We start from the raw sequence: 26,475 nt of genomic DNA, 5'->3' as shown, positions 1-26,475 counted from the left end.
AATTTACTGATATTTCCATGTCAGTAAATCCTCCGTTTTTTTGTCTCATTTTTTTCGCTCGAGGCCGGGAGCAGAAGGGGGTATTACTGTACCGGTGCGAAGAAGATCTGGATCTGCTCTAAGAGGGCCTGTGGGGCTTCCATCTGTGGCATGTGCTTTGTCTTCGGCAGGATCTGTGTTTCGATGGAGGTGTTGAGCGCTGTGTACAGCGCAAAGGTTTCTGCGATGCCCGGCTCTTCCTCGCCGCCGATGAGGAAGATGCTGTTGTCAATGTGCTTTAAGGCGTGGCCGATGTTGAGGTTCACGTAATTGCCCGCAAGGCTTGCAAAAAGGTACTTTCCGGCGCTGTTCTGGAGGTGTGCGGACTCGTAGAAGGCGTCTACGTCCTCCGGTGAGCGGTGAAATGGGTTGTGATAATAGCTCTCGGTGAATAAAAGCTCGATGTTGGAGCGGCCGGTGAGCGTGTGGTACAGCAGCGTGCCGACAAGCGGGAGCTCAATCATGCGTTTCAGGAAGCGGCTGCGTTTATCCGGAATTTTGTTGAGCTTGGCAAGGTCGGTCGGGTTGATCATCATGATTCGGCCGAAGCATTTCGGGGCTGTATTGCAGGCGGTTACGACGAAAGAACCGGATAAACCGGATGCAATTACGTCGGTTGGACATCCGATGACCTGCTTGATGAAGGTGACGATGAGCTGTACGTATAAAAAGTTTGTGTACGTGATCGCCGGCTTGTCGGAACGGCCGCAGCCGAGAAGATCGAGTGTGTAGACGGTGTGATCCTTTGCGAGAGTATCCTCAATATACTGCCATTCGCGGCCGCTGGAGGCACAATGTAAGTCATGAAGTAAGAGCATCGGGGTTCCGGTGCCTTTTTTTGTGTAAAAAATATCGCCGAACTGCCAGGAAAAGATCTCTTTTTCAGCCGAGGCGAGCAGGTTTTTCCGTACGGCGGCGGTATCGAGCGTTTTATTCAGAAAGTAAATCGCTGCGCCGGACATCGTGGTGAGGACACTCAAGGTGACCAGTTTTTTGCTGTGTTTCATATGATAAAACTCCTTTCAGGGGTCTCCCGGAGGGGAGGAATCGGTTCGAAACGTTGTGTTGAGCTTATTATAAGCGAAAAAAGGGAAAGATACAATGCAAAAGTTAAGGGAAAAATGAGAAAAAGAGACGAAAATAAGACGCAATTTGACGAAAAGCGTAGACAATTCCAGGAGAACTACGTTATGTCAACTACTGGCGAATGGCATATTTAAATGGTTTACATAACTGCAAAAACAGAGAAAAAATGATGCAATAATACACATAAAAGCATGAAAACGGCACTATGGGATAAAATCCTTCCAGATTGGCAAAAATCCATGAAAAAATGGTCCCAAAATGCGTTTAGTAAATGGTTTGGAAAATCCGAAAAAACGAATGTAAAAGTTCAATTCATATGAAAATATAAAAATATAATTAAATAATTTAATAAAAGAGAGAAAACAGAGATGAAAAACTACGTGAAACACGCGAAAATACAGGAAAAATGTAGAAAAGACGGAGAAAATCAAAAATAGAATAGAAAATACGATTATTTTAAAAATAAGAGAGGTGAAAAATGAGAGTGATTTTCGGAAAGCCGGGAAGCAAATCGCTTCTCACTGATCGCCGAAGACCGAAAATCGTAAAAAACGATGTTTCACGTGAAACATTTTGAGAGACGTAAAACGTGAAAAATGAGACGGGGAAAGTGACATAAGTAGAAACGAAAAAATGAAGGACGATCTAAAAAATGGCAAAAAGAGGGTGTAAAACGATGGAAGAGGAGGAAAAAGCAAAAAAGATAAAAATGAGTTGAGAAAAGGCAAAAAACGACTGAAAAGGGGAAAATGTAGTATAGATATGGGCGAAAAGAATAAAAACGGGAGGGAGAGGCAGTGAAAGGCAAGAAAATGGTGTGAAATGGCGATGAGGGATAAAAAAACGGAGAGAAGGAATAAAAAATGTTGATAAAAGAGAAAAAGTGAGATTGTTTACAAAAAAAAGAGAAAGGTAAGCCAGAAAGATGGAAAAGAGGATAAAAGACGTGGCAGCGAGAGGAAAATATTAAAACCATAAAAACAGAAAAATTATAGTGAAATCAAATAAATCGATAAAAAACAGAAAATGTGCAGCCTGGCCTGTAAAATAAAAAAATCAAAGAAAAACCGCCCGAAAAGAGAAAAAAATTGAGAAAAAATGAAAAAGAGGATGTCTCACGGATTATGCCTCTTACTGATGAAAATAAAGAGAAAAATGCTGAAAATTTGAAAAAAGCGAGGAAGAACGATGAAAAAACAGAGCCCTGGTGAATAAAAATACATTTTATATACAAAAGAGACATTTACGATCACCGAACAACCATAAACAGTTTTGATTCCTGATCTATGTATCAATAATATCCTGATAAGTTGATTTTTTCTTTCTAATCACATGAGATTTCCTTGAAAAAGAGCATCACACGATTAAAATAACGTTTCCAGTATATTTATACCTCAAAAACGTCAAAAATTAAAATGTTTCACGTGAAACATTTTATAAAAACTGTGTGAAACAGAAAAAAATGTTCTGACATTGCAGAATTACTTGGAAACCATCAAAAAAATGCAAAATCATCGCTGAAAAAATTCCAAAAAGCCTTTAAACAGCGTAAAAACCGAGAAAAATTATTGTAAAACAGTGCTTTTCAAAATGTTTCACGTGAAACATCGCCAAAAATCTCCAATTTTCTTATGCTTCAAACCGCCTAATCATGCAAAAATGCAGAAAATGTTTCACGTGAAACATTTCCAGTAGTAAAATCCGGCGTAGTATGATAAAATATCTTTGTCCCAAATGGGGGCAATTTTGAGATAGAATCTGAAGAATTCCTCAGATAGACTGGCATAGAAAAGGAGATTTTTCCTATATATATGCCAAAACACCTGCCGCATGAATCATTTTTTTGAAAGAAGTGCCGGCAGGTCATTTCCTGTAAAAAGGAAAAACTGCAAATGGAAAACAAAAAGATGAAAGGAGGCAATACATATTTTGGGAAGAACAATTGCAATTGCAAACCAGAAAGGCGGCGTAGGTAAATCTACCACCGCAATTAACCTTTCTTCCTGTTTAGGAGAAATGGGACAAAAAGTTCTGACCATTGATATGGACCCGCAGGGAAATACCACCAGCGGAATGGGAGTAGAGAAAAATGAAGTGGAAAATACCATCTATGAGCTGCTTCTTGGAGAGTCAAAACTGGAGGACTGCATCATTCCTCTGAATTTTGACAATCTTTCCCTTATCCCTTCCAATGTCAATCTGGCCGGAGCGGAGATCGAGCTGATCGGGGTGGAAGACAAAGAATTCATCCTGAAAAACGCAATTGATCAGGTTCGCGATCAGTACGACTTCATTATTATTGACTGTCCGCCATCCTTAAATATGCTGACAATCAACGCGATGACCACCGCGGACACCGTTCTGGTGCCGATTCAGTGTGAATATTACGCACTGGAGGGCTTATCCCAGCTTATGCACACGATTGAGCTGGTGCAGGAGCGTCTGAATCCGGAACTGGAGATGGAAGGCGTTGTCTTTACCATGTACGATGCGAGAACGAATCTTTCTCTGCAGGTAGTAGAAAACGTAAAAGACAGCCTGGATCAGAATATCTACAAAACCATTATTCCGAGAAATGTCCGCCTTGCGGAGGCACCGAGCTACGGTATGCCGATCAACTATTACGACAAGCGGTCCACCGGTGCAGAGAGCTACCGTCTCCTGGCAGACGAAGTGATTCACAGGGGGGATGAAGAGTAATGGCAGCGAGAAGAGGAGGATTAGGCAAGGGTCTGGATTCCCTGATTTCACCGGGACATTCGGCCAAAGCAGAAGCAAAAGAGAAACCGGCAAAACCGGAGGTCAAAGTAGTCGAGAAGGTTGTTGAAAAAGTTGTCGAAAAACCAGTTGAGATGAAACTGAAAATCTCCGAAATTGAACCGAACCGCGAACAGCCGCGAAAATCCTTTGACGAGGACGGCCTGATCGAACTTTCGGAATCCATCAAACAGTTCGGAGTTCTACAGCCGATTCTGGTGCAGAAAAAAGATGATTATTATGAGATCATCGCAGGGGAACGGAGATGGAGGGCTGCAAAGCTTGCCGGAATCAAAGAAGTACCGGTCATCATCAAAGATTTTACCGAGCAGGAAGTTGTCGAGATTTCCCTGATTGAAAATATTCAGAGAGAATCCCTGAACCCGATTGAGGAGGCACACGCATACAAACGCCTGATGGAAGAGTTCCATCTCCGCCAGGATGAAATCGCAGAGCGCGTTTCCAAGAGCAGAACGGCGGTTACAAACTCGATGCGTCTCCTGAAACTGGACGACAGGGTACAGCAGATGGTTGTCGATGAAATGCTGACAACCGGTCATGTGCGTACGCTGCTGGCGCTGGAGAATAAAGAGCTCCAGTACAATACGGCAATGAAAATCTTCGATGAAAAGCTCAGTGTCCGTGAGACCGAGCGCCTGGTCAAAGAGATCCTGAATCCGAAGGTGAAGAAAGAAAAGAAAGTCAATCTGGAAGAGGAATCCATCTACGAAGGTCTGGAAGAGAAAATCAAGAGCATCATTGGTACGAAGGTTTCCATTCACCGCGGGGCAAAGCACAAAGGAAAGATCGAGATCGAGTATTATTCCCAGGAAGAGCTCGAGAGAATCATGGATCTGTTTGAATCAATACAGTAAGAGGTAGAATAATGAGCGATTTATTTAGTAAGGTAGGAATTGACCTTGGCGTTGTTGTACTTCTTCTGATTGTACTGATTATCGTGATGATGATTATGACGGTCAGCATGTCGCTGCGTCTGAGCAGACTGAACCAGAAGTACAGAAGCTTTATGAAGGGAAAAGACGCCCAGTCACTTGAAAAGCTGTTTCATCAGCGGTTCAAGGAAATTGACAAACTGAACAAGCAGAATGAACTGACGAAAAAGAATCTTGCGGATCTGAAAAAGATCCAGGGCATGACGCTGAACAAATACGGAATCGTAAAATATGATGCGTTTGACGATGTGGGCGGAAAGATGAGTTTTGCGCTGGCAATGCTCGACAAAGAAAACACAGGTTTTATCCTGAATGCAATCCACAGCCGTGACAACTGCTTTTTATATCTGAAAGAGATCGTAAAAGGCGAGTCCTATATCATGCTGAGCACCGAGGAAATCGACGCGCTGCGCCAGGCAATTACGATGAATTCGATCGATCTGATGTAAAAGCGGACCGCAGAAAAACAGCATGAAAGAACGCTTGAAAAAATGCATATACTGTTATATGATGGTACTGGAACGCGCCAAACCCGCATAAATGCTGGAAAAACGGCAGTGGTTCCGGGCTGGAAAGAACAAAAAGAATCCCGCCAAAATGAGGGGATAAGATCTACTAGGAGGAAATTATGTTAGACATTAAGTTTTTAAGAGAAAACCCGGAAGTTGTAAAACAGAATATCCGAAATAAATTCCAGGATCAGAAACTGGAGCTGGTTGATAAAGTCATCGAGCTGGACAAAGAAAACCGTGACATCAAACAGGAAGTAGAAGCACTTCGTGCAAAAAGAAACAAAATCTCCAAACAGATCGGCGCACTGATGGGCCAGGGCAAGAGAGAAGAGGCTGAGGAAGTAAAGAAACAGGTAGCTGTTGACGGTTCCCGCATCGAGGCTCTTTCTGCAAGAGAAAAAGAAGTAGAAGAAGAAATCAAGAAGATCATGATGGTGATCCCGAACATCATCGATCCTTCCGTACCGATCGGAAAAGATGACAGCGAGAACGTAGAAGCAGAGCGCTTCGGCGAGCCGGTTGTACCGGATTTTGAAATCCCGTATCACACCGACATTATGGAGTCCTTCGACGGAATCGATCTGGATGCAGCAAGAGAAGTTGCAGGAAACGGATTCTATTATCTGATGGGCGACATTGCACGCCTCCACTCTGCCATCCTTTCTTATGCAAGAGATTTCATGATCGACCGCGGATTTACCTACTGCGTACCGCCTTTCATGATCCACGGCAACGTCGTAAACGGTGTTATGAGCTTCGCTGAGATGGAGTCCATGATGTACAAAATCGAGGGCGAGGATCTGTACCTGATCGGAACCAGCGAGCACTCCATGATCGGTAAATTCATCGACAGCATCATCCCGGAGGAGAAACTGCCTCTGACCCTGACCAGCTACTCTCCGTGCTTCCGTAAAGAAAAAGGAGCACACGGCATCGAGGAGCGTGGTGTTTATCGTATCCATCAGTTCGAGAAACAGGAGATGGTTGTTGTCTGCAAACCGGAAGACAGCATGATGTGGTATGACAAACTGTGGAAGAACACCGTAGATCTGTTCCGTTCCATGGATATCCCGGTTCGTACTCTGGAGTGCTGCTCCGGTGACCTGGCTGACCTGAAAGTAAAATCTGTCGATGTTGAGGCATGGTCTCCGCGTCAGAAGAAATACTTCGAGGTAGGAAGCTGCTCCAACCTTGGTGATGCACAGGCAAGACGTCTGAAAATCCGTGTCAACGGCGAGGACGGAAAGAAATACCTGGCACATACCCTGAATAACACCGTAGTTGCTCCGCCGCGTATGCTGATCGCATTCCTGGAGAACAACCTGAATGCAGACGGAACCGTAAGCATTCCGGAAGTTCTTCGTATGTACATGGGCGGAAAAGAGAAACTGGTTCCGAAACACTAATCGCATAAGAAATACAAAGGAATGAGAGGAGGTGTTCTTATGCACGCTTACCTGAAAACCATTGGATTTTCAAAGATCAAGACGACGAAGGAACTCCAGGAGATTCTTCGTGATGTAGTAGAAAACTACGACCGTAAAAAGATTGTGGAAACAGAAGAACACCACCTTTTTGCTGAATTTTCGAAAGAATATGCATATGACTGTGGTATCACGGTCTGTGGGGAAATTGATGAGAACAACCGTTTCCAGATGGAATATTATTATCCCTATTTCGAGGGCGGGCAGATCAGCTCCTACGAGGAGGTATCGGTGGAGCGCCACGTCGATAAGGAATCGTTTGCAGGCGCCTGCGACGATATGCGGCTTGGCATCACGATGATCTTTTATCTGACGCATGCAGCGGAATATCTTGAGATGAAACAGAAAAATGCGCTGCAGCCGCTTCCGCTCCCGCTTTCTGTCTCCGGTCTTGCAGCGGAAGGAACAATTCTGCTTCCGATCCAGAAAGACCCGGAACAGGTCGAGAAGGAGCGTCGTAGCACGCAGCAGAAGAATTCACTGATCTCGGCTGCCAGAAACGGGGATGAGGATGCGATGGAAAGTCTCACCATGGATGATATTGACACATATGCCATGATTTCCCAGCGTCTGACGAAGGAAGATGTCTTTTCTATTGTAGATAGCTTTTTTATGCCGAGCGGTCTCGAATGTGACCAGTACAGCGTGATGGGTGAAATTACGGAGATGAATACAACGAAGAACGCGGTAACGGGCGAGCGGGTGTATGAGCTCGGCCTCGTCTGCAACGATGTGCCGATAGACATCTGTATCAACGAAAAGGATTTATTTGGAGTACCGGAAGTGGGAAGACGTTTCAAAGGCCAGATCTGGCTGCAGGGAATGCTGGAACATCTGTAAGGGAAAAATAAAAAGAGCGAGGACGGAAAAAGAGAAAATTCAGTCCTCGTTCTTTTTTTGCAGATTTTTATAGCGATAAACGGATGTTTACTGGTTCTGCACCAGATTCAGATGCTTACGCACCCGCTCGATCAGCATTTCAAGAGCAACGGTGTTCTGTCCGCCCTCCGGGATGATCACGTCGGCACGGCGCTTGCTCGGCTCTACGAACTGCTCGTGCATCGGTTTTACGGTCGTCAGGTACTGCGTTACAACGCTGTCCAGGGAACGGCCGCGCTCTTTTACATCGCGCAGGATCCGGCGGAGAATCCGCACGTCCGCATCGGTATCGACAAAGACTTTGATGTCCATCAGATCGCAGAGATCCTTCTCAACGAAGAGGAGAATGCCCTCGAGCACGATAACCGGGGCAGGATGGACCAGAATCGTTTTATCCGAGCGGTTATGCATGGCATAATCGTAAACCGGCATCTCGATGGATTTTCCGGCTTTCAGTTCGAGAATGTGCTGGCATAACAGGTCGGTATCAAAGGCATCGGGATGATCGTAATTTAATTTGGCACGCTACTCAAAAGGAATATCGTCATGGCGTTTGTAATAGTTGTCATGGCGCAGAATGCTCACTTCATCGCGTCCAAAACTTTCTACCAGCTTATCTGCCAGTGTCGTTTTTCCACTGCCGGTTCCTCCGGCAATTCCTATCAGTATCGTATCCATAAGAAACTCCTTTTTATCCGATGATAGCCAGTGTTGCGCTTGTTCCGAGACGGCTTGCGCCGGCATCTACCATAGCCTGTGCCTCGTCTGCGTTGTGGATTCCGCCGGAAGCTTTTACGCCCATATTCGGGCCTACGGTCTTTCTCATCAGGGCAACATCAGCCGCTTTTGCACCGCCGGTAGAAAATCCGGTGGAGGTTTTTACGAAGTCAGCGCCGGCTTCTTTTGCGAGCTCGCACGCTTTTACTTTCTCTTCATCGGTTAAAAGGCAGGTCTCGATGATGACTTTCAGAACGATGTCCTTGCCGCATACTTCTTTTAAGGTCTGGATATCGGAGCGTACGAAGTCGTATTTGCCGTCTTTGAGGGCTCCGACGTTGATGACCATATCAACCTCCTGTGCACCGTCTTCGATGGCTGCACGGGTCTCAAACGCTTTTACACGGGTATCGGACATGCCCAGAGGGAAGCCGACAACGGTGCAGACTTTGACGTCAGATCCTTTGAGCTTTTCAGCAACGAATTTGGTGTAGTACTGGTTGACGCAGACAGAAGCAAAATCATGTGCAAGTGCCTCGTCGCAGATCTTTGCAACCTGTGCTTCGGTTGCGTCTGCTTTTAAGATAGTGTGGTCAAATAATTTGGTGTTCAGCATAATTTTTTCCTTTCTTTGATGAAAAATAAATTAGAATGATAGAGAAAAGGCAGAGCCGAAAAAACACAGTTCGGATTTAACGGCTCTGCCTTTAAAAATTGTAACTATTCAGAGCCACATCTCGATTCCGCTGCGCTGCATCTCGATGTGGCTGCTCGCCATATGAAATTCCAGAAAAAACCGCTCATTCATGCAAGCATGATTCGCAATTTTTTCTTCCATTTCACATGGCTCTGAATAGTTACATATTATCTTGCGCCCTTATCGTATGGAATACCTTCGGCTTTCGGAGCCTGGGAATTCTTGGATGTGAAGGCGAGAATAATCATGGATGCGATAAACGGCATCATGTTGTAAATGTTCTTGGACAGTCCCAGATGGGAGAGGACGGTGGAGTCCGCAATGTTTGCCAGGGAACGGAATACCGCAAAGAATACGGCTGCTCCGGCAATGTGGAACGGTTTCCACTGACCGAAGATCATAACAGCGAGGGCAAGGAATCCGGCACCGGCTACGCCGACTTCGAAGTTCCAGGTGGTAACGGACGGAACGATGTAGGCAAATCCGCCGATACCGCCGAGTGCACCGGAGATGATAACACCGGTGTATCTCCACTGGTATACGTTGATACCAACAGAGTCGGCTGCCTGTGGATGCTCACCGCAGGCACGCAGGCGCAGTCCCCATTTCGTTTTGAAGAGGAACACGTAGCTGCAGATCAGAAGGATGATGCCGATGAACAGGAAGATGTTCACGGTAAATGGTCCGATCTTGTAAATGAAAGCGGCGTTGGTGTAGTTCAGCTTTGCGGAAGCTGCACCGTTTCCGGCATCCGAGCCGTTGTTGAATGCTTTTACCAGGACGATGGCAATGGCAGTAGCCAGCATGTTCAGCGCGGTTCCGCCGATCGTCTGGTCTGCTTTCAGTGTGATGGCGGAGAAGCCAAGCAGCAGAGAGTAGATCATACCGGATACGGCGCTCGCCAGAATGGAAAGTGCCACAAGTGCAGGAGCCGGGAGGTCCGGGAACAGAACCAGGACGAAGACACCGGCAAGGCCGCCGATCGCCATGATTCCTTCCAGCGCGATGTTGATGACACCGCTTCGCTCGGAGAACATACCGCCCATCGCAACGAGCATCAGAACAACGGCGTACAGTAAGGTAAATTTAATTAAAAGGAACATTATTTCTTCTCCTCCTTTCCGTTGTCTGCATTGGCATTTGCTTTCTGCTCTTTTTTGCTCTTGAACAGGTTTGCAACGATGCCCTTGAACAGGGTAACGAATGCGCAAAGGTAAATGATAACGGCAACGATCAGGTCCGCGATCTCCGGCTGATAATATTTCGTAGGCAGGTAAGCACCGCCGACCGAAATATGAGCAACGAAGAGAGCAGCGAAGATAACGCCGATCGGGTTGCTAAGTGCAAGAAGCGCAACCGGGATACCATTAAATCCGATGGCCGGGAGTGCTGTCGATACCTGCGGGTTCCACTCGGATGCACCGGAGAGGAAGTAGAGGCCTGCACCGATTCCGGCAAGCGCACCTGCGATGGTCATGGAGAGAACAACGTTTCTCTTCTCGTTGATGCCGGCGTATTTGGCAGCATCCTTATTGAACCCGCAGGCTTTCAGCTCATAGCCGAAGGTTGTTTTGTTCAGAACGATGTAGATGATGACCGCAATGGCAATCGCAATGAAAATCGCAATCGTTGTGGAACTGGTACGGAAAATGGAGTTCATGCCGCAGTCCGGAATCAGGGATTTCGGAGAAGCGGAGCTTAATTTGTAAGTACGTGTGGTCTTCTGATCATACATGTCCGGGATGGTGTTGTACATCAGCTCATTGACAAGATAAAGACCAATCCAGTTGAACATGATGGAAGTAATAACTTCATTTACGTTGAAGTATGCTTTGAAGATACCAGGAACTGCTCCCCAGATGGCTCCGCAGACCATAGCAGCCAGAAGGCATACATACCATGGCATGTGGAGGATGATGGCAAAATACAGGGCGCCGAAGACACCGACGGTGTACTGTCCGGCAGCACCGATGTTGAACAGACCTGTTTTAAAAGCAAATGCAACCGAAAGTCCGGTCATAATCAGGGGAGCGGACTGAGCGATTTCACTTCCGATTCCTTTCGGCTTTAAGTAAAAGCCGCCTTTGATGATTCGTGTAAATCCATCCACTGCGTTCTCCGCGTTGATGCAGTATAAAATGATAAATCCCACAAGAAGACCGATCACAATACATACAAGAGAAGCGACAATGGACAGAAGAGCGTTTTTCGTTTTTTCGTTCATGCTTTTCTTACCTCTCTTTTATACTTCTTCGGGAACCGGATCCCGTTTTGCACCTGCCATGTAGAGACCGAGTTCTTCGACAGAAACAGTTTTCGGATCCAGCTGGCCGACCAGCTCTCCTTCGTACATAACAAGAATACGGTCGGAAACATCCATAACCTCATCCAGTTCCAGAGAAACCAGAAGAACGGCTTTTCCCTTGTCGCGCTGTGCAACGAGCTGGCTGTGAATGTATTCGATGGCTCCGACATCAAGACCACGGGTAGGCTGTACCGCAACGAGAAGATCAGGATCTTTGTCGATCTCACGCGCGATGATCGCTTTCTGCTGGTTTCCGCCGGACATGCTGCGGGTGATGGTCACAGGACCCTGGCCGCTGCGGACATCGTACTGCTCGATCAGGCGCTCGGCATATTCGCGCACGGCTTTTGATTTGATAAAGCCGAAGGATTCAAATTCCGGCTGCCAGTAACGCTGCAGCACCATGTTCTGCTCGATGGAGTAATCCAGCACGAGGCCGTGTTTATGGCGGTCCTCCGGGATGTGGCTCATGCCCATCTTGGAGCGGTCGCGGATGGAAGCTTTCGTGATGTCCTGTCCGTTGAACAGAATTTTACCGCCGGATACTTTTTCCAGTCCCGTGAGGCCCTGAACGAACTCGGACTGGCCGTTTCCATCGATACCTGCGATGCAGACAATCTCGCCTTTTCTTACATTAAAGGAAACATCTTTGACGGCGTTGTTTCCGTGCACCTTGCTCGGTACGGTCATGTGCTCTACTTTCAGAACGGTGTCGCCCGGTTTTGACGGCTTTTTGTTGACGGAGAAGCTGACGTTTCTTCCGACCATCATGCGGGAGAGCTCTTCTTTGGAAGTTTCGCTGATGTTGACGGTTCCGATGTATTTTCCTTTGCGGAGAATCGTACAGCGGTCGGCAACTTCCATGATCTCGTTGAGTTTATGGGTGATGAAGAGGATGGATTTTCCTTCTTTTGCGAGGTTCTTCATGATCTTCATCAGCTCGTCGATTTCCTGTGGCGTCAGAACCGCGGTCGGCTCGTCGAAGATCAGGACTTCGTTGTCACGGTAGAGCATTTTCAGAATTTCGGTACGCTGCTGCATGCCGACGGTGATATCCGAGATTAGAGCGTCCGGATCGACCATCAGACCGTATTTCTCGCTCAGTTCCATGACTTTTGCACGGGCATTCTTTTTCTCGAGGAAAAGGCCTTTGGTCGGCTCTACGCCGAGGATGATGTTGTCGAGAACCGAGAAACATTCGACCAGCTTAAAGTGCTGGTGCACCATACCGATGTTGAGATCATTGGCGTCGTTCGGCGTGTTGATATGGACTTCCTGCCCATTCTTCTTGATGATTCCGGAGGTAGGCTGATACAGACCAAAAAGAATACTCATCAGGGTTGATTTTCCTGCACCGTTTTCTCCAAGCAGAGCATGGATTTCTCCTTTTTTGAGCTGTAACGTAATGTTGTCGTTCGCCTTGATACCCGGGAATTCTTTGGTGATGTTCAACATCTCAATAATGTACTCATTTTCCATATACATATTCCCTTTCAAGCGTGGTTTGGCAGGACTGCCGAAGGCATGGAAAACAGGGCAGAACTGCGGGCTTTCATTATGTCTAGTATAGCATTTTGTGTGACAGAAAAAAAGGGGAAGAGAAATAATATTCTCTTCCCCAAAAGGCATATTGTTACAGAAACAGTATGCACATTAGCTGATGTAATCAACGGTTACGTGAGAACCTACTTCCGGCTGATTTTCTGTATCGCTGGAGATTTCGATGGAACCATCGCGGATACCAGCCAGTACAGTTTCATACTGATCCTGTGTGAAGGTTGTGAATCCCCAGGATTCGGAATCGGTAGGAAGGCCGATGTAATCTCCGTCTTTCAGTCCAAGCTGCTGAGCAGTTCCGCCAAGTTCAGAGAAGTTTCCGTTGAAGTAGGAATCCAGAGCGTTGTTGATGGCGCTTGGAAGACCTTTCATAGCGGAAGTCAGGCAGCGCTCGCCGATTTTGGAACGCTGGTCAACGTCTACACCAATAACTTTTCCGTCGTGTGTCTCAGCTGCATCCAGAGCAGATGTCCAGATACCGCCGCCGCAGGCGAATACAACCTGTGTTCCGTCTGCATACCAGCCCTCCATACGGGCGGTGATGGAGTCATCGCCGTAGAACTGGCCGCCATAGTAATATTTTACGTTTACATCTACGCCGTCTTCTTCAGCAGCAGCGTTGATACCCTGTACATAACCGTAACCGAAACGGATAACGGCCGGAACAGCGATACCGCCGAGGAAACCAAGACTTGTGTAGCCGTCTTTTACTGCAGCGTATCCAGCCAGGTAGCCGGCCTGCTCTTCTTCGAAGGAGCAGATGTACACGTTCTTTCCGAGATCAACAGCTTTGCCGTTTTTTACAATATCACCTTCGGTAACATCGACTGCGATGAAGGTTACATCCGGATAGGTGTCCTGCTCTTCAGCGATGGCAGGTCCGAACAGGTAACCTGGCATTACAACAACGGTAGCACCCTCGGAAACAGCAAGATCGATGGAGTTGATACGCTCTTCATCGGTATCCTCTGCCGGTTTGTAGTACTCGTACTCTACGCCGTTTGCATCGCCGTAGGCGCATACAGTTTCCCAGGTGATCTGGTTGAAGGATTCGTCGGTGATATCTCCGGAGTCTGTGATCATGGCAATTTTCTCACCTGCGGCGTCTTTTTTTTCTCCATCTGTGGAAGCAGAAGCGGAAGTTGCGCTGGTGGAATCGGCGCTTGTGGATGCGTCGGAGGAAGAGGAGCCGTTGGAGGAACCGCATCCTGCGAGTGCAGCAGTTGTCATGGCGGCTGCAAGCAGTAAGCTAACTACTTTCTTTTTCATAATAGTATTCTCCTTTCAAGAGGTACAGCGTTTTTGCGTGTATGGCTACATTATAATATAAAAGAAAAAAGTATGTCAAGCAAAGGAAAAACTGCGTGAAATCCACTAATTATCTGCATGCGAGCCGGAAATTCTTCGGATAATGGCGTTGGATCTTGCATAAATTTCTTCCGGGTCAAAGCCGATATGGAATTCGCCGTTTTCGTAGAGGATTTGACCGTTTACCATGGTAAGCTTTACGTTCTGTTTGCTGCCGCTGTAAACGAGGTTTTTGATCAGATTATTCTCCGGCTGCATGTTCGGCTGATGGAGGTCAATCATGACGAGATCGGCCTTTTTGCCGGCAGCGAGACGGTCGCAGTCAGTAAGCTGCATCGCGTGTGCGCCGCCTGCGGTTGCCATGTAGAGTATCGCATCAGCCGGGATTCCTGCGGCGTCCATCTCACGGACTTTGGAAAGACCGGTGGTCAGGAACATTTCGCGGAACATGTCGAGGCAGTTGTTGCTGGCTGGCCCGTCAGTGCCGATGGCGAGGTTGATGCCGTTATCGTAAAAACGCTTCAGCGGGCAGATGCCGGAGGCGAGCTTCAGGTTTGAGGAGGGATTGGTAACGGCCGTCAGTTTCCGGTCACGGAAGATCTCAAAATCGCGGTCCTCCATCCAGATGCAGTGGTAGCCGCCGCCTCCGTACTGGAACATGCCTAAGCGTTCCATCAGCTGTGTCGGGGTGAGTCCCCAGCGCTCTTTACAGCCCTCGACTTCGCTTTTTGTTTCGGCGTTGTGTGTCCAGACAGGGGAATGGTATTTTTCGGCGAGTTTGGCAACGGATTCAAGAAGCGGGCCGCCGGTCGTATATTCGGCGTGGAAACCGAGCAGATACGAGGTGCGGTCGGAGAGTTTGTTGACATAGTTATACATCTCTTCGAGAATTTCCGGGCTGTCGACGAAGTTGTTGAGACCGCTGGTAAGAACGGTGCGGAATCCGGTGTCGACCGTGGCAGCGATGCTGTTTTTCTGCTGGATGTACATGTCGAAATTGGAGGTGATGCCGCTCGTCAGATATTCCATGATGCCGAGGATATTGAGCCAGTAAACGTCGTCCCCGGCGAGCTTTGCCTCGTTCGGGAAGACCTGGCGCTCGAGCCATTCGTGGAGCGGGAGATCGTCCGCGTAGGAGCGGAGGAAGGTCATCGGGGTGTGCGTGTGTGCGTTTTTAAAGCCCGGGATCAGAAGATTGCCGCGGGCGTCAATTTCGCGGTCGAAGACAGTGGTCTCTGCGGCATCTGGATCTGCTTTTCTACCAGGTCCGATATAGGTGATGGTGTCGCCGGTGACATGAAGTTCGTCTTCGGCGATGGAAAAATGGTTTTCAGCGTCGAGTACGAGAATTTTGGCGTTGTAAAAACGTGTATTCAAAAAAGATCTCTCCTTTATTTTACGTGCTGTTTTCAGCGGCCGGGGCCTGTTTTTTTGACAGACCCCGGCCGCTGTGTGTTTACAGTGTCTTTGCGATGCCCTGAATCGTTGCGGCAACGAGTTTTTTGAACTGCGGTGCAACCATGTCAGCTGCCTCCTGAACTTCCGCATGGCACAGAGGCTGCGGGGAGATGCCGGCGGCAAGATTGGTAATGCAGGAAATACCGATGACGCGCATGCCCATATGGCGTGCAGCGATGGCTTCACAGGCGGTGCTCATGCCGACCGCGTCTGCGCCGAGGGTGCGGCACATGGCGATTTCCTGCGGGGACTCGTACTGCGGGCCGGTGAGCTGCAGATAAACGCCTTCCATCAGGTCGATATCAAGGCTGGCTGCGGCTTTCCGTGCGATTTTCTGGAATTCAAGGTCGTAGATCTGGCTCATATCCGGGAAACGGGTGCCGAGCTCGTCGATGTTCGGTCCGATAAGCGGAGATGGAACGAAGCAGGCGATCTGGCCGTTTAACAGCATCAGAGAGCCTGGCTTTGTGCCCTGTTTGATGCCGCCGGCGGCGTTGGTTAAGAACAGTGCTTTTGCGCCCATCAGTTTCATGAGGCGGGTCGGGAGAACAACGTCGGTAATCGGATAGCCTTCATAATAATGAACGCGGCCCTGCATGCAGACAACCGGCACATCGCCGACGTAGCCGAAGATAAAACGGCCCGCGTGGCCCGGAACAGTGGAAACCGGGAAGCCTTCGATATCGTGGTAATCGAGGGTTGCGGTAACGCGGATATCATTCGCAAAATCACCGAGGCCGGAACCGAGAATCAGTGCGACTTCCGGCTGGAAATCGATCTGGGAGCGGAAGCTCTCGTAGCATTTCATCAGTTTTTCGTAAACAGGGTTTGGGGTGTTGCTCATAGGAAAAACCTCCTTAATATAAATGATTTTCTGCTTTTTGAGTCTTTTTTCGGCTATTTTTAGGGAAGAAAAGCCTGCCACAGAGATGTGAGTCCCGGAGGCAGGCTTTTCTTTTAGAAAAAAGATCATCTGGTAGTTCTATTGTAGTATAGAAAGCGCGGAAAAGCAATGATTTCAGTCATCAAAAATATTCAGATGCTGTTTCATGATATTTCCCAGCCATTCAATGACCGGACCGAGGGTAATAACCATCAGCACGGTGACAATGCCGAGTTTTCCGCCGAGCAGAACGGCGATCGCGGTGACAACGAAGTCGTAGACGATGCGGATCACACGGAACGAAACGTTCGGCAGGTGGGTGGAGATAATGAAGGATACTGCGTCGTATGGTGCAGTTCCCATATCAACATCCATATAGAAGGATGCGGCAAGGATAAACAGGATCAGCGCCGGGATCAGCACGGCGATTCGCACACCCATCGAGGTGAAGAGGTCTGCCGGAAGGACTTTCGCCCAGATCCAGGAGAAAAAGTCGATGGAATATCCCACGAGAAACATGTTTGCGAGGGTTCCGAAGCCTAAGTTTCTGCCGCCGAAAATGATAACGAAGATGAGCAGGACGGTATTGAAGAGCGCCTGCCAGTTTCCGATGCTGATGCCGAGGCGGGTGGAGATGGTCTGGTTTAACAAGGTACACGGATCGGTGCCGAGATCGACGAGAAGCAGCCATGAGAGCGCAAAGCCCATCAGGATGACGGCAGCGATGACCAGAATCAGGCGGGTCCAGAAATGTTTCTTCTGGTAGAAGCCCTGGATGATTTCTTTCATAGTATGAGTTCCTCCCTGTGATTTATGCTTGGCTTTTCACCTTTTCGGGCGGATTTTCTACGCATTTCCTTCGAAATTTTTCGATCGTCTTTCCAACACGTTTTTCGCCCTTCTTTCCAGAAAAATCTCCGCCGTTTTTTGGCGGAGATTTGACCGTTTCTGTTATTTTAGTATATTTTTTCCAAAATGTAAACTATTTTCTTTTAATGATGTCAACTTGGAGTTCACAAAATGATGAACGATAAATGAACATAAATTAACATAAAACATAAAATTGAAAAAATACGTTCATTAATAAATTAACAAAATGAACATGTGAGCTGAATGAAATTTGTGCATTCTACAATGTGTCCACGCGAGACGGACAGAACCTTGAAAAGAACTACAATATACGGATATACGAATTAGTGTCATAAACAGAAACCAAAGTTATAGAACCAGCTCCACGTTTTTACCGAAGACTTCGCGGTATAACTGTTCGCGTTCCGCGGTGATCAGCCGCCCGACGGAATCGGTTGCCGCACCGAGACAATCGGCGCAGGTGAGGATCTGGTAGAGAATAGCGTTGTCGTTGCCTTTATGGGTATACTCGCGCGGATAGCCGCCTTTTTCGTCGTACCAGAGATGGTGGTAGAGCGCCGCCTCGGCGTATGGTCTTGTGGAATCCCATTTGCTGAGGAGCTCATAGCCCATCTGTGGGTGGAGACGGATCAGATCAAAGAGAAAAAGTACATTGCATCATTGGAACCGTATATTGGAGATATTCTACTGGTTGGAATTAATTATGATAAAAAGACCAAAAAGAATGAATGCCTGATAGAAAAGGCGTAAATGAATAAAAAGGCAAGGCAGCATATCACAGGAAATCCTGAGACATGCTGCCTTATTTTGCCAGGCATATCAATAATTGGTTCAAAAAGGATACGTTAGAATACCACTACCAGAAGCATCTTATACTGCTCTTTGCCATACACTGCATGCGGATGTTTTGCCGGCATGACGATGGATTCGCCTTCGTGGAGTTCGTATTTTACGCCGTCGATGGTGATTTCACCGGTTCCGTCGAGGCAGGTGACGAAGGCGTCGCCGCCGGACTCGTGGGTGCTGATTTCTTCGCCTTTGTCGAAGGCAAATAAGGTGATGCTGACGGATTCATTCTGTACCAGTGTTTTGCTGACGATCTGGCCTTCCTGGTAGGAAACCTGATCTTTTAAGACCATAACCTTGGCTTTATTGATATTTTTCATGATGCTCATAGTTCATAAATCTCCGTGATAGAATGAGAACGTGTCTGAAAAAATTCCCAGGCACGTTCTAAAAATGTGTGATTAAGATGAGATGACTCATCAGTGTCGGGCGTGTATAGAAATGGAATCTGCGGTCCGTTTTCTGATATGCCCAAATTCAAAGATATTTTTGTCTGAACATATACAGTATACGTGGAAAAATGAAAGAAAGCAAGGGGTTTTCTTTATTTCCCGAAAAACAATTCCATATCGTTTTCAACGGTATCGATTCCGGCGATGCCGAAGTTTTCAACGAGAAGAGCTGCAACATTCGGGCTTAAAAATGCCGGGAGTGTCGGGCCGAGGTGGATGTTCTTGACACCGAGAGACAGCAGTGCCAGAAGAACAATCACAGCTTTCTGCTCGTACCAGGAAATATTGTAGATGATCGGCAGATCGTTGATATCGTCGAGGCCGAAGACCTCCTTTAATTTCAGTGCAATCACGGCAAGAGAGTAGGAATCATTGCACTGGCCGGCATCGAGGACGCGCGGAATGCCGTTGATGTCGCCGAGGTTCAGCTTGTTGTATTTGTATTTTGCACAGCCGGCGGTCAGAATCACGGTGTCTTTCGGCAGTGCCTGTGCAAAATCAGAGTAATAGCTGCGGCTCTTTGCACGGCCGTCACATCCAGCCATGACAACGAATTTTTTGATCGCGCCGGATTTCACGGCATCGACGATCTGGTCTGCCAGGGCGAGTACCTGTGCATGGGCGAAGCCTCCGACAATGGTTCCCTGCTCGAGTTCCGTCGGCGGTGCGCAGTGCTTTGCCTGTTCGATGAGCAGAGAGAAATCTTTTGTCTCACCGATGACGCCGTCGATGTGCGGGCATCCCGGATAACGAACCGCTCCGGTTGTGTAAATACGGTTTTTGTAGCTGTCCTTCGGCGGCACGATACAGTTCGTCGTCATCAGAATCGGGCCGTTGAAGGCTTCAAATTCTTCTTTCTGTTTCCACCAGGCGTTACCATAATTTCCCTTAAAATGTTCATATTTTTTGAACGCCGGATAGTAGTGTGCAGGCAGCATTTCGGAGTGGGTGTAAACATCGATGCCGGTGTTCACGGTCTGCTCGAGCAGCATCTCGAGGTCGCGCAGATCATGGCCGGAGACGAGAATACCCGGGCGGGTGCCGACACTGAGATCGACGGTGGTGATCTCCGGATTGCCGTAAGCGGAAGTATTGGCCTCATCGAGCAGTGCCATTCCCTGCACGCCGTAGGAGCCGGTCTCGAGTGCGAGAGCCGTCAGTTCCTCTGCGGAGAGGGAATCGTCGAGCGTTGCGGCGAGAGCACGCTGCAGGAAGGCATCGATTTCCTCGTTTTCTTTTAAGAGAACATTGGCATGGCTGGTGTACGCGGCAAGTCCTTTCAGACCGTAGGTGATGAGCTCGCGTAAAGAGCGGATGTCCTCATTTTCCGTGGAAAGTACGCCGACGGTTACTGCTTTTGCGGCAAACTCATCGGTTGTGCCGTTCCAGAGGGCGGCTTCCGGCAGAGCGGAGCAGTCGGCAAGCTGAGCGAGAAGCGCTTTGGTCTCAAGCGTTGCCTCAATTCGTGCGCGGATCGTATCATCATCAAAGTTCACGTTTGTGATGGTCGTAAACAGGTTTTCGGTGATGAGATGATTGACGCTGGCATCGACGGTTTTTCCTTCGCGGCGGAGCTGTGTCGTCACGGCGGAAAGTCCTTTCGTCGTCCAGATCAGCAGATCCTGCAGCGCCGCTGTCTCCGGGCGCTTTCCACAGACACCGGATTTTGTACAGCCGGAGCAGCCGGCAGTTTCCTGACACTGGTAGCAAAACATATTCTGTTCCATAAAAATAGTTCCTCCTGTAGGGTATTTCCGAGGGGTTAAGCGCAGAGGGAAAAACAGATCTGCGCGGAGTTTCATAATTTACACGTACAGAATATCGGATATAACAGGAAAAGTATGTGGTTATAACCACGGAAAATACTTTTTGTGTATATTCGTTTATGAAAAATAAGCATTTGAAACGATGAAACGGTAAAAAATTTACGCTGCGGTACCGCCTAGAGAGACGGATGACGCAGCGTAAATTTGTTTTTATGAAATTCGAGGATTCCCTCTTTCTGCATTTTTCCGAGTTCTTTGGAGAGGGCGCTCCGGTCGAGGTTCAGGTAGTCGGCGAGGCCCTGGCGGTCGAAGGGGATCGTAAAGGTGTCGGCGCCGGTTTTGGCAGACTGCGCGGCGAGGTAGACCAGCACGCGCTCGCGGATCGTCTTTGGTGTAGTGCAGAAAATGCGGTTGGAGAGGGTAAGATTTTTCTGCATGGAGATGCGGAGCATGTTACTGCGAAGCTGGGACAGCCATGCATCATCACCATCGGCGGTCTGGTCGAGGTTTCGAAGATTGAAAAAGAGAACCGTCGAGGCTTCGGCTGCCGTGACATTCACCATCATCGGCTCCCGACAGAAGGCATACGTTTCGGCAAATACCTGGCCGGGGGTGATCTTGCTTAAGATACTGCGGTTGCCCCAGAGATCCGTATTCTCCACGAAAACGCTGCCGGACAGCACAATCCCCAGTTCGGACACGCGGTCACCCATGTGATAAATGGTCTGGTTTTTCTCAAACGAACACGTCCGCAGCCACCCGCTCGAAACAAGAGCCGTCCGCCCGGTTTCCGAGATGCCATGAAAGAGCGGGAGAGAAAACACCTCGGCCGGAAAAACAGCATCAGCCAATGATTTCATACTGCAGCATCTCGTATTTCAAAATACTGCCCTCCATAATTTCCGGCGGCAGCAGTGCGCGGGCAACCAGTTTCATTTCATTGTCCTCCGGTTCGATGTCATTGCGGCGTAAATGCGCGTAATCACCATCGATGGCGACTACTTCGTAGGTGCAGGATAACATAAGAAAACAACCTCCTTTTTCTTTACATGATACCTATTATACCGTGTGCAGAAACGGATGTCGATGGAATTTTTAATGTCGGAAACAAAAGTCTATGCTATACTTACAGCAGGGTATGACAGAAAAGAAAGGATGGAAGGTAGGATCCTGGGGGAAGAACTTGGACTGGAAGTCTGCTCGGTGCTGAGAAAAATCCGGGAAGATATGTAGCTCATTATCATCAGCGGCTATGCGGAATTTTCTTATATAATAGGAAAGTTCGACATCTGCTCAGAGAAATCCCTAAACATGTGGAGGATAAAAAAACTGATTTTCTAACAGAGCTTCTGCCATGGTCCAAGTCTTTACCAGAACATATCGGGAAGCTCAGACAGCAATAAGATTTCACCAGCTAACAGAGGATTTTTCTTTACACAATAACTCCATATAATTACCGGAATCAGACAAAGCCGAAAAAAAGAAAGAAGATTAGGAACCGTAATAATTCTATTCAAATTTTCTTCCTGATTCACTTCACTCTGCATGTACGGTCACCTTACTTTCCTTTTTTTTTAGACATAAACCAATAAAATATAACACAAAATGCTAAAGCAAACACAACACCAAAAACATTTTGAATCACTCTAAGACTAACCGCTCCTTGTAGTCCATAAGTCTCTGCTGCAATGGCTAAAGCACCAAATGTGTTAAATACTGCCTGCCAGCCATATTGTGCTGAAAATCCTACACCGATTCCACCAAGAATTCCTATATATGCATAGATTGACGAAGGAAGCAGAAAATATAATACTGTAAAACATATAACACCTGCAATATTTCCGACAATCCTTTTACGGACTCTGTAGTGCATATCTTCCATAAACGGCAAAATCGTGGACATGGCCGCAATACCAGCCCACATTGCACGTGGCATATTACAAAGTTCTGCAATGCAAAGGACAATCGGTACGCATAAAATCTGACATATCTGCCATTTTGTTCTGGAAGAAGTGATATCAAATTCTTGTATCAGATCTTTCAGATTTCTTTTATAGGTTCTGTTTTTATGATTTCGATAAAATACGAAGCAGGTAAGTGCTGCACCTAAAGCCATTCCGACTAATCGCATCTGATAGCTTTTTCCCGTAACATCATAACCATATAGCAGTAGATACCCAAGAACCAATGTAGATTGATTAAACATGAATGGATTATGGCATCCGAACAGAATCAACACAGCCAGTGCCGCAATATTTAACAGCATTCCCAATACCGGTGAAAACTGATTTGCTAAATGCGGACATACAGTCATAATTACAAAGAACAAAGCCAAAAGCATCGTAGATTGTCCGGTGTGGATCCCCAGATCCGCATTTCTAAACACCATGAGACATAATAAGACTACTACACCTACAATGCTGTTCTCATTTCCAAATAGGATACTGAAAATACTAACAAAGCAAAAACAAAATGCCATTGTAGCAGCTATCTTCACCAGATATACCCACATATGATATGATTTTTCTTTTAGTGTTTCACTCTTTTTCAACAGGTTTTTAGAACCTGCTTGATTTAACTGCAACTCCTGATAAAATGTCATGTAATTCCTCCTCTATCTGTTTTTCTTAAACTTATATGGCCTTATCTTTCTGGATTGGAAGCTCTACAACAAATCTGCATCCACCATATTCACGGTTTTCTGCTTTGATTGTTCCTCCGGCACTATCTACAATCCGTTTTACAAGTGCAAGACCTAGGCCATTTCCTTCTGCTTTATGAGATCCATCTACCTGATAGAACTTGTCAAATATTCTGGATTTTACATCATCCTCTATTCCTGGTCCTTCATCTTCCAGAATGAACTTAACAGAATCCTGTTCTTGTTTCAGAAACATCGTAATTGTCCCCTTTGAAGGGCTGAACTTAATCGCATTATCCAAAAGATTTATCCAGATATGCATAAAAAGTCCTTCATTCCCAGTATATTTAACTTCCTCCAATTCTACCTGAAAACCAATTTCTTTTTCTGTCCATTTTGTTTCCAATGAAAGAAATGCCTGGCGGATCTGTTCATCCAGACGATATTCTGTTTTTTTCATTGGTATATTCTGATTCTCTAACTTGGATAACAGCAAAATATTACCAACCAATCCGGAAAGTCTTTGGGTGTTAAATAAGATTTTTTCTACATATTCCTCTTGATCCGGAGACAGTTCTTCTCCCTGAAGCAGCATTGTATATCCTTCAATGGCATTAATCGGGGTCTTAAACTCATGAGAAACATCAGATACAAAATCCATCTGCAGCACCTCTGTTGCACGAAGTTCTTTTGTCATAACGTTAAAACTTTGATAAGATTCTCCAACTTCTGCTATACGGCTGTTCGTTTCCAAATGCTGTTCAAAATCTCCCTGAGAAACTTCCTTCATTGCTTTACTAAGTCTGGTAATTGGTTCCAGTAACTTTGCATTAATAAAGGAAGTGATCAGCCCGGCAATCAATGTATTGAAAATCAAAAGCCAGCCAAGCACAGATATGCTGCCCGGCAGATTAAAAAAATGATTCAAAAAAGCAAATAATAAAGCAGATATGACTGTTGAAAATACAAGTGCCAGCCAGATTGCACCAGTCAGACAGGATCGGATCCGCAATCCTTTTTCTTTCTTTTGTTCCATTATTTTTTCACCACCTTGTATCCAATTCCACGCATTGTTACGATTTCAAAATCAGGGTTATCTTTAAAACGCTCTCTGATTCTTCCTATATGTACCTCTATCGTATGTGGGTCTGCCTCCGTCTCGTATCCCCATACTTCATCCATCAACTGTTGTTTTGTAAATGTTCTGCCTGGCGAAGCTGCAAGCTTATATAAAAGCAGGAATTCTTTTTTAGGCAAAACAAGACTTTCCTTATCAGTTGTAACCGTCATTGCATCATAATCAAACTCTGTTGAACCGATCACAATTTTGTGTTCATTCAGTATCTGTGCACGGCGAAGCAGTGCTCCAACTCTTAAAACCATTTCATTCACATTTACCGGTTTTACCATATAATCGTCACTTCCCGAAAGAAATCCCTGGCGCATATCATCAAAGGAACCTTTCGCAGTGATCATAAGTACCGGTATCTGATATCCTGCTGAACGGAGTTCCGACACCAGTTCATAACCATCCATAACCGGCATCATAATATCGGAAATGATCAGATCAATATACTCTTTATCCAATATTTCTAATGCCAGTGCTCCATCCGATGCACTTTTGACCTGATATCCATTCTTCTCAAGCACTTTTTGGAATAGCTGGCTTAATTCTTTATCATCTTCTACAATCAATATTTGAAACACGTTTTCCTTCCTCCTTATTAAAACAGATACCTTGCCCATCCAAGCAGATGCTGTACCAAAAATATTTTTCTCTGACGTTTCTTTGTTAATTCGATTGGCTCTACATGATATGGATCACGATAGGTTCCATCTTCCAATACCTGTCGGGACACTCTTTCATATTCCATCATGCCTTCTTCCAACTGTTTATTAATCTCTTTGCTACGTATTACAAGCATCAGTTCCGTATCCAGATACGTGCTTCTCATATCCATGTTAAAGGAACCGATTACGGATAGATCATCATCAATCAGGATGCTTTTTCCGTGGTAAGAATAGCCGCCTTCATACTCCCAGATATCAATTCCTGTATTTAAAATTCTGTTTCTGTTTCTCGCATAATCAGCAGAACCAAACGGATTTCCATTGTTGGCAACCGAATTGGTCATGATAGAAAAATCCGGAACTCTCTCCGCAATCTCTTTCCATGTATTATACATCATATCATTGCAAATAATATATGGTGTATGAATTTTCACGCGCTCTTTTGCATTTTTCATTAGTTCTCCCAGTTGATACCAGACTACTGGTTCCTTGGAACCTGTGTGGATAGGATTTGACACTAATGCAATCTTTTCTGTCTCAAAAGTTTCGTCCGTGTAATCGGTATCGCAGATTCTTTCCTTATTCTCTTCAAAATATTTCTGATAGCCGTTCTGCAGTTCTAAAACTGCGTTCTTTACAGATTTTCTATTTGCCAGTTTTTTATTGTCATGAAAATAACCACTGTCTTCTTGTTCCCATATCGTTTCAAAATACTCTAACAACTGGTTAACTGAATTTTCTTTCTCAGGTTCATCGCAAACCACTAACACGTCTCTGTCATAGTTCTTATGTCCCGGAAAATCACCCAGGAAATAATTGTATGTATTTCTTCCCCCAAGAATATATCTCTTTCCATCTGCAATCAAATATTTATCATGCATTCTACCCATCATTTTCCACGGTTTCAACGGATTGGCCTTATTATATAGTTTAATTTCAACATTCTCATGGGAAGATAATCCATAGAAATACGGATTTCCTTCCATATCAATCCAGCTCTCCATTCCATCTACTAACAGACGAATATGTACACCCCTGTCTGCCGCATCATGCAGTGCTCCTAAAATCAATTTTCCACTTTCATCGGATTGAAATGCAAAAGTAGAAAGAATAATTTCCTTTTTTGCATTCTTGATCAAACGCACTCTTTGTAAAAGCGCTTCTGGATTCTTTTCTATGATTACTGCCCGTTCTGTATTTTCACTGCATTCGTTCCATGACACATTTTTTGTTTCTTTTTTGGTTGTATTGGACACTTCCGGCTGCTTTTTATATGCAACGCGGATTCCGAGCAATTCATAAAAAGCCACACATAAAAAAATTGCCAGTATAACAAGAAGGATTTTACATATTTTATACTTTTTCATTGTACATCACCTGATTCCTTTTTATTTCATACTTATACAATACAAAGTCAATCTCAATTTAACCTCAACAAGGTTTGTTTTTTCATCAATGCAAAATCTTCTTTGTA

Annotated in this window: 24 protein-coding genes and 2 pseudogenes; 7 read left to right on the top strand and 19 right to left on the bottom strand. The window is 46.1% G+C overall.

Features of this window, described 5'->3' with window-relative positions; all coding sequences use genetic code 11:
• Window positions 1-83: 83 nt before the first annotated feature.
• Window positions 84-1,046, bottom strand: coding sequence for an alpha/beta fold hydrolase (locus DWX32_RS10470; protein ID WP_118659940.1), 963 nt, complete (start codon window positions 1,044-1,046; stop codon window positions 84-86).
• 1,167 nt (window positions 1,047-2,213) lie between these two features.
• Here DWX32_RS10470 and DWX32_RS20465 point away from each other — a divergent pair.
• The 6 genes from DWX32_RS20465 (at window position 2,214) to DWX32_RS10440 (ending at window position 7,671) form a co-directional block, all read left to right on the top strand.
• Window positions 2,214-2,336: a hypothetical protein gene (locus DWX32_RS20465; protein ID WP_270492431.1), complete on the top strand. Its 123-nt coding sequence runs from the start codon at window positions 2,214-2,216 to the stop codon at window positions 2,334-2,336.
• 718 nt (window positions 2,337-3,054) lie between these two features.
• Window positions 3,055-3,825 (top strand): ParA family protein, encoded by a 771-nt coding sequence (locus tag DWX32_RS10460; protein WP_022461756.1) that lies wholly within the window; start codon window positions 3,055-3,057, stop codon window positions 3,823-3,825.
• Window positions 3,825-4,757: a ParB/RepB/Spo0J family partition protein gene (locus tag DWX32_RS10455; protein ID WP_118659936.1), complete on the top strand. Its 933-nt coding sequence runs from the start codon at window positions 3,825-3,827 to the stop codon at window positions 4,755-4,757. The genes DWX32_RS10460 and DWX32_RS10455 overlap by 1 nt, the downstream gene beginning before the upstream one ends.
• Window positions 4,758-4,768: 11 nt before the next feature.
• Window positions 4,769-5,284 (top strand): DUF4446 family protein, encoded by a 516-nt coding sequence (locus DWX32_RS10450; RefSeq protein WP_055225938.1) that lies wholly within the window; start codon window positions 4,769-4,771, stop codon window positions 5,282-5,284.
• Window positions 5,285-5,463: 179 nt separating this feature from the next.
• Window positions 5,464-6,753 (top strand): serine--tRNA ligase, encoded by a 1,290-nt coding sequence (gene serS / locus DWX32_RS10445; protein WP_022461753.1) that lies wholly within the window; start codon window positions 5,464-5,466, stop codon window positions 6,751-6,753.
• 39 nt (window positions 6,754-6,792) lie between these two features.
• Window positions 6,793-7,671: a DUF3881 family protein gene (locus DWX32_RS10440; protein WP_117510628.1), complete on the top strand. Its 879-nt coding sequence runs from the start codon at window positions 6,793-6,795 to the stop codon at window positions 7,669-7,671.
• An 87-nt stretch (window positions 7,672-7,758) separates the two neighbouring features.
• Here DWX32_RS10440 and udk read toward each other — a convergent pair.
• The 9 genes and pseudogenes from udk to DWX32_RS10395 form a co-directional block, all read right to left on the bottom strand.
• Window positions 7,759-8,388 (bottom strand): annotated as a pseudogene (gene udk, locus DWX32_RS10435) (uridine kinase).
• 13 nt (window positions 8,389-8,401) lie between these two features.
• Complete coding sequence (gene deoC, locus DWX32_RS10430; RefSeq protein ID WP_118659934.1) at window positions 8,402-9,043, bottom strand: deoxyribose-phosphate aldolase; 642 nt, start codon at window positions 9,041-9,043, stop codon at window positions 8,402-8,404.
• 248 nt (window positions 9,044-9,291) lie between these two features.
• Window positions 9,292-10,227: an ABC transporter permease gene (locus DWX32_RS10425; RefSeq protein WP_055225933.1), complete on the bottom strand. Its 936-nt coding sequence runs from the start codon at window positions 10,225-10,227 to the stop codon at window positions 9,292-9,294.
• Complete coding sequence (locus DWX32_RS10420) at window positions 10,227-11,348, bottom strand: ABC transporter permease (protein WP_117762018.1); 1,122 nt, start codon at window positions 11,346-11,348, stop codon at window positions 10,227-10,229. Before DWX32_RS10420 ends, DWX32_RS10425 begins: the two co-directional genes overlap by 1 nt.
• A gap of 18 nt (window positions 11,349-11,366) precedes the next feature.
• Window positions 11,367-12,914 (bottom strand): ABC transporter ATP-binding protein, encoded by a 1,548-nt coding sequence (locus DWX32_RS10415; RefSeq protein ID WP_373141908.1) that lies wholly within the window; start codon window positions 12,912-12,914, stop codon window positions 11,367-11,369.
• Between the two features lie 168 nt (window positions 12,915-13,082).
• Entirely contained in the window at window positions 13,083-14,255 is a 1,173-nt protein-coding gene (locus DWX32_RS10410) for a BMP family lipoprotein (RefSeq protein WP_117805238.1), read from the bottom strand.
• 105 nt (window positions 14,256-14,360) lie between these two features.
• Window positions 14,361-15,671, bottom strand: coding sequence for an amidohydrolase family protein (locus DWX32_RS10405; protein WP_055225930.1), 1,311 nt, complete (start codon window positions 15,669-15,671; stop codon window positions 14,361-14,363).
• Window positions 15,672-15,750: 79 nt separating this feature from the next.
• On the bottom strand, window positions 15,751-16,596 hold the full coding sequence (locus DWX32_RS10400; RefSeq protein WP_117805237.1) for a purine-nucleoside phosphorylase: 846 nt from the start codon (window positions 16,594-16,596) through the stop codon (window positions 15,751-15,753).
• Between the two features lie 174 nt (window positions 16,597-16,770).
• Entirely contained in the window at window positions 16,771-17,424 is a 654-nt protein-coding gene (locus DWX32_RS10395) for a YczE/YyaS/YitT family protein (RefSeq protein WP_022461580.1), read from the bottom strand.
• A gap of 579 nt (window positions 17,425-18,003) precedes the next feature.
• On the opposite strand from DWX32_RS10395, the gene DWX32_RS19875 reads away from it, so the two are divergent.
• Window positions 18,004-18,255 carry a hypothetical protein gene (locus DWX32_RS19875; RefSeq protein ID WP_118697722.1) on the top strand — a complete coding sequence of 84 codons (252 nt, stop codon included), beginning with the start codon at window positions 18,004-18,006 and terminating at the stop codon, window positions 18,253-18,255.
• A gap of 95 nt (window positions 18,256-18,350) precedes the next feature.
• Here the strand turns inward: DWX32_RS19875 and DWX32_RS10385 are convergent, their stop codons facing one another.
• The 9 genes and pseudogenes from DWX32_RS10385 to DWX32_RS10345 form a co-directional block, all read right to left on the bottom strand.
• Window positions 18,351-18,680, bottom strand: a complete 330-nt coding sequence (locus DWX32_RS10385; RefSeq protein ID WP_022462474.1) for a cupin domain-containing protein — start codon at window positions 18,678-18,680, stop codon at window positions 18,351-18,353.
• A 215-nt stretch (window positions 18,681-18,895) separates the two neighbouring features.
• On the bottom strand, window positions 18,896-20,530 hold the full coding sequence (hcp, locus tag DWX32_RS10380) for a hydroxylamine reductase (protein ID WP_055225922.1): 1,635 nt from the start codon (window positions 20,528-20,530) through the stop codon (window positions 18,896-18,898).
• 215 nt (window positions 20,531-20,745) lie between these two features.
• On the bottom strand, window positions 20,746-21,429 hold the full coding sequence (locus DWX32_RS10375) for a Crp/Fnr family transcriptional regulator (RefSeq protein WP_055225921.1): 684 nt from the start codon (window positions 21,427-21,429) through the stop codon (window positions 20,746-20,748).
• Window positions 21,413-21,592 (bottom strand): hypothetical protein, encoded by a 180-nt coding sequence (locus DWX32_RS10370; RefSeq protein ID WP_055225919.1) that lies wholly within the window; start codon window positions 21,590-21,592, stop codon window positions 21,413-21,415. The genes DWX32_RS10375 and DWX32_RS10370 overlap by 17 nt, the downstream gene beginning before the upstream one ends.
• 353 nt (window positions 21,593-21,945) lie before the next feature.
• Window positions 21,946-22,116: pseudogene (locus tag DWX32_RS10365) on the bottom strand (CDP-alcohol phosphatidyltransferase family protein); the annotation flags it as partial.
• 11 nt (window positions 22,117-22,127) lie between these two features.
• A complete protein-coding gene (locus DWX32_RS10360) occupies window positions 22,128-23,171 on the bottom strand; it encodes an FUSC family protein (protein WP_117802674.1) in 1,044 nt (347 codons plus the stop codon).
• Window positions 23,172-23,202: 31 nt separating this feature from the next.
• A complete protein-coding gene (locus DWX32_RS10355; protein WP_055225915.1) occupies window positions 23,203-24,246 on the bottom strand; it encodes a sensor histidine kinase in 1,044 nt (347 codons plus the stop codon).
• The gene (locus DWX32_RS10350; protein WP_044024695.1) at window positions 24,246-24,956 is read right to left on the bottom strand and encodes a response regulator transcription factor; all 711 of its coding nucleotides are present in this window, start codon (window positions 24,954-24,956) and stop codon (window positions 24,246-24,248) included. The genes DWX32_RS10355 and DWX32_RS10350 overlap by 1 nt, the downstream gene beginning before the upstream one ends.
• The gene (locus DWX32_RS10345; protein ID WP_118601762.1) at window positions 24,935-26,368 is read right to left on the bottom strand and encodes a phospholipase D family protein; all 1,434 of its coding nucleotides are present in this window, start codon (window positions 26,366-26,368) and stop codon (window positions 24,935-24,937) included. Before DWX32_RS10345 ends, DWX32_RS10350 begins: the two co-directional genes overlap by 22 nt.
• Between the last annotated feature and the right edge of the window lie 107 nt (window positions 26,369-26,475).

It is taken from the genome of Blautia sp. AF19-13LB, from assembly GCF_003479105.1.
In the GTDB taxonomy this organism is placed as follows: domain Bacteria; phylum Bacillota; class Clostridia; order Lachnospirales; family Lachnospiraceae; genus Fusicatenibacter; species Fusicatenibacter saccharivorans.
Note: the sequence above shows the minus strand (reverse complement) of the source record. Positions and strands in the feature narration are given on the sequence as shown.

Excerpts from the sequence above, each read along its gene's own strand:
- DWX32_RS10470 (WP_118659940.1), bottom strand. The coding sequence starts at position 1,046 with ATGAAACACAGCAAAAAACTGGTCACCTTGAGTGTCCTCACCACGATG.
- DWX32_RS10455 (WP_118659936.1), top strand. The coding sequence starts at position 3,825 with ATGGCAGCGAGAAGAGGAGGATTAGGCAAGGGTCTGGATTCCCTGATT.
- DWX32_RS10450 (WP_055225938.1), top strand. The coding sequence starts at position 4,769 with ATGAGCGATTTATTTAGTAAGGTAGGAATTGACCTTGGCGTTGTTGTA.
- serS (WP_022461753.1), top strand. The coding sequence starts at position 5,464 with ATGTTAGACATTAAGTTTTTAAGAGAAAACCCGGAAGTTGTAAAACAG.
- DWX32_RS10440 (WP_117510628.1), top strand. The coding sequence starts at position 6,793 with ATGCACGCTTACCTGAAAACCATTGGATTTTCAAAGATCAAGACGACG.
- deoC (WP_118659934.1), bottom strand. The coding sequence starts at position 9,043 with ATGCTGAACACCAAATTATTTGACCACACTATCTTAAAAGCAGACGCA.
- DWX32_RS10425 (WP_055225933.1), bottom strand. The coding sequence starts at position 10,227 with ATGTTCCTTTTAATTAAATTTACCTTACTGTACGCCGTTGTTCTGATG.
- DWX32_RS10420 (WP_117762018.1), bottom strand. The coding sequence starts at position 11,348 with ATGAACGAAAAAACGAAAAACGCTCTTCTGTCCATTGTCGCTTCTCTT.
- DWX32_RS10415 (WP_373141908.1), bottom strand. The coding sequence starts at position 12,914 with ATGTATATGGAAAATGAGTACATTATTGAGATGTTGAACATCACCAAA.
- DWX32_RS10410 (WP_117805238.1), bottom strand. The coding sequence starts at position 14,255 with ATGAAAAAGAAAGTAGTTAGCTTACTGCTTGCAGCCGCCATGACAACT.
- DWX32_RS10400 (WP_117805237.1), bottom strand. The coding sequence starts at position 16,596 with ATGAGCAACACCCCAAACCCTGTTTACGAAAAACTGATGAAATGCTAC.
- DWX32_RS10395 (WP_022461580.1), bottom strand. The coding sequence starts at position 17,424 with ATGAAAGAAATCATCCAGGGCTTCTACCAGAAGAAACATTTCTGGACC.
- DWX32_RS19875 (WP_118697722.1), top strand. The coding sequence starts at position 18,004 with ATGGGTATACTCGCGCGGATAGCCGCCTTTTTCGTCGTACCAGAGATG.
- DWX32_RS10385 (WP_022462474.1), bottom strand. The coding sequence starts at position 18,680 with ATGAGCATCATGAAAAATATCAATAAAGCCAAGGTTATGGTCTTAAAA.
- hcp (WP_055225922.1), bottom strand. The coding sequence starts at position 20,530 with ATGGAACAGAATATGTTTTGCTACCAGTGTCAGGAAACTGCCGGCTGC.
- DWX32_RS10375 (WP_055225921.1), bottom strand. The coding sequence starts at position 21,429 with ATGAAATCATTGGCTGATGCTGTTTTTCCGGCCGAGGTGTTTTCTCTC.
- DWX32_RS10370 (WP_055225919.1), bottom strand. The coding sequence starts at position 21,592 with ATGTTATCCTGCACCTACGAAGTAGTCGCCATCGATGGTGATTACGCG.
- DWX32_RS10360 (WP_117802674.1), bottom strand. The coding sequence starts at position 23,171 with ATGACATTTTATCAGGAGTTGCAGTTAAATCAAGCAGGTTCTAAAAAC.
- DWX32_RS10355 (WP_055225915.1), bottom strand. The coding sequence starts at position 24,246 with ATGGAACAAAAGAAAGAAAAAGGATTGCGGATCCGATCCTGTCTGACT.
- DWX32_RS10350 (WP_044024695.1), bottom strand. The coding sequence starts at position 24,956 with ATGGGCAAGGTATCTGTTTTAATAAGGAGGAAGGAAAACGTGTTTCAA.
- DWX32_RS10345 (WP_118601762.1), bottom strand. The coding sequence starts at position 26,368 with ATGAAAAAGTATAAAATATGTAAAATCCTTCTTGTTATACTGGCAATT.